The organism is Klebsiella sp. RHBSTW-00484, assembly GCF_013705725.1.
Classification (GTDB): Bacteria; Pseudomonadota; Gammaproteobacteria; order Enterobacterales; family Enterobacteriaceae; genus Klebsiella.
Window position 1 is genome coordinate 1 of sequence record NZ_CP055495.1, and the last position, 1,811, is coordinate 1,811.

Sequence of the window (1,811 nt, forward strand, 5' to 3'; positions counted from 1 at the left end):
AGTTATTATGTTTGGTCTGGGTTTTGCTACTATTCTGACGCTGCTGGTTCTGCCAGTGATTTACGCCTGTTTCCATAATAAGAGCCTATCCCAGTAGGCGTATATTGTTGCAGCCAGTTTGGGCACGGACAGCGCGCAACAACCGAAGCGTACACGCAGTACGTGAGGCTTGTGAGCACTGCCCAGGACCAAAATGGCAAATAAAATAGCCTAATGGGATAGGCTCTAAGGATATGAAGCCACAATAATGAACAGTACCGGATTAAATATTATTAAAACGCTGGGATGCATGACGGCGGTGACCTTCTTCACCATTTATAACACCCGGGATCACTATGATTACGACTATCACTGGATCCTCGGTTTTCTGACGTTTATTTCGACCATAGCCACGCCGCTGTTTTTTGTGGTGGCGGGCTATCTGGATTCGCAGTCACGGCACGATGCGCAGTGGCAAATGGGTAAAATCAAAAGCGTAGTTATCGTCTTCCTGTTCTGGATGACAGTGTACTATCTCTGGGAACCCTACCAGCGCGGTTATCTTATCCAGCCGTGGTTTGTTTTTGCCTTTATTGTGATTTACACCTTTCATCCGCTTATCGAGTGGCTCAGCCAGCGACGCAAGCTATTTTTCGGCGTGGTATTTGCGCTGCTGTTGCTCTCATATGGCTACGATCTGCTGTCCGCGCTGTATCCTGATGTTCATGCGCTGAGCCTGGCCCCGCAGTACCGTTTGTGGACCTGGCTGCTGTTTTACCTGACCGGCCAGCTGTTCAGCGATCCGCTGGTCGCCAGTTGGCTGACCCGCGAGAGAGTGGTGAAAGGCGCGATGATCGCCATTCCGTTTATTTATCTCTTCACCTGGTTTTACGAGCGCCATTTCTTCTTCGCCCTGTTTAAGGCTGACAGAAATGCGTTCATTCTTACCGGATCACAAATTTATATTTTGGTGGTGGCGCTGGTGATTGCCGCCAACGGCGTGCGGTTTCGTAAAAACAGCGAGTTTAAAGAGACCATTCTGGCGACTATCAGCAAAACGATGACCGGCGTCTATATTCTTCACTACTCCGTTTTTCATCTGCTGACCGCGCTTATCCCAATTAGCTCGCTGGGAACCAAGTTAATGCTGATTGTCCTGACGTTCATCGCCTCGGTGTTAATTTCAATGCTAGCGCTGTCCAATTCGCTGGTGAAAAAGGTGATTACGATTTGATGCCCTCTTAAAAACCGTAGCGCAGCCACGCAAACAGCACGTTGCCGTTATTGTAGGTGCCGGGAATATAGGTGAACTGCACGCTCAGGCGGCGATAGCTGGCGGAAAAGAGCGGCAAAATAATCGGTAGCGGTACGTAGTTGGCGAAGTCTTCTCGGGCGGTGATCCCGGCGGTCACCCCAAGCCCCAGGCGAAAATCGCGACTACTGTCCAGATACCAGCCCTTCTCCCAGCCGTAGCCGATAATCGGCTGCCACTCGTTGTGCGAATCCTTAAACATCATCGCGTAGAGTGAGCTCCAGTTACCTTCTTCGTTATATCTTGAGACACCAAATCCCCCGCCCCACGGCATCTCATTGTAGTTATCGGTTTTCTCTTTATCGTACATAAAGCGGTTGTGCCAGCTGAGAAATGGCAGATACAGGTCGTAGTTTTGCGGCTGATTCCAGGTTTGCGAGACATCGTCTTTTAGCCAGTTCCACCAGCCGCTGACGCGTTGTTCGCCATAAACCTTTGTTTCCGCCTGTACCGCAAAGGCGAAAATAAACAGAGTTCCCCACACTATCCGCAGACAACGTCGCATTGTTTTATCCTTAAA

2 protein-coding genes are annotated in these 1,811 nt (G+C 49.9%); one reads left to right on the forward strand and one right to left on the reverse strand.

The window, feature by feature from the left end:
• Positions 1–289: 289 nt before the first annotated feature.
• Complete coding sequence (locus tag HV213_RS33070; protein WP_024196075.1) at positions 290–1,213, forward strand: acyltransferase; 924 nt, start codon at positions 290–292, stop codon at positions 1,211–1,213.
• A 7-nt stretch (positions 1,214–1,220) separates the two neighbouring features.
• On the opposite strand, the gene pagP is transcribed toward HV213_RS33070, so the two are convergent.
• Entirely contained in the window at positions 1,221–1,796 is a 576-nt protein-coding gene (gene pagP, locus HV213_RS33075; RefSeq protein WP_045270086.1) for a lipid IV(A) palmitoyltransferase PagP, read from the reverse strand.
• Positions 1,797–1,811: the final 15 nt, after the last annotated feature.

Bases quoted from the DNA above. Each gene is read 5' to 3' on its own strand.
- HV213_RS33070 (WP_024196075.1), top strand. From the start codon at position 290: ATGACGGCGGTGACCTTCTTCACCATTTATAACACCCGGGATCACTAT.
- pagP (WP_045270086.1), bottom strand. From the start codon at position 1,796: ATGCGACGTTGTCTGCGGATAGTGTGGGGAACTCTGTTTATTTTCGCC.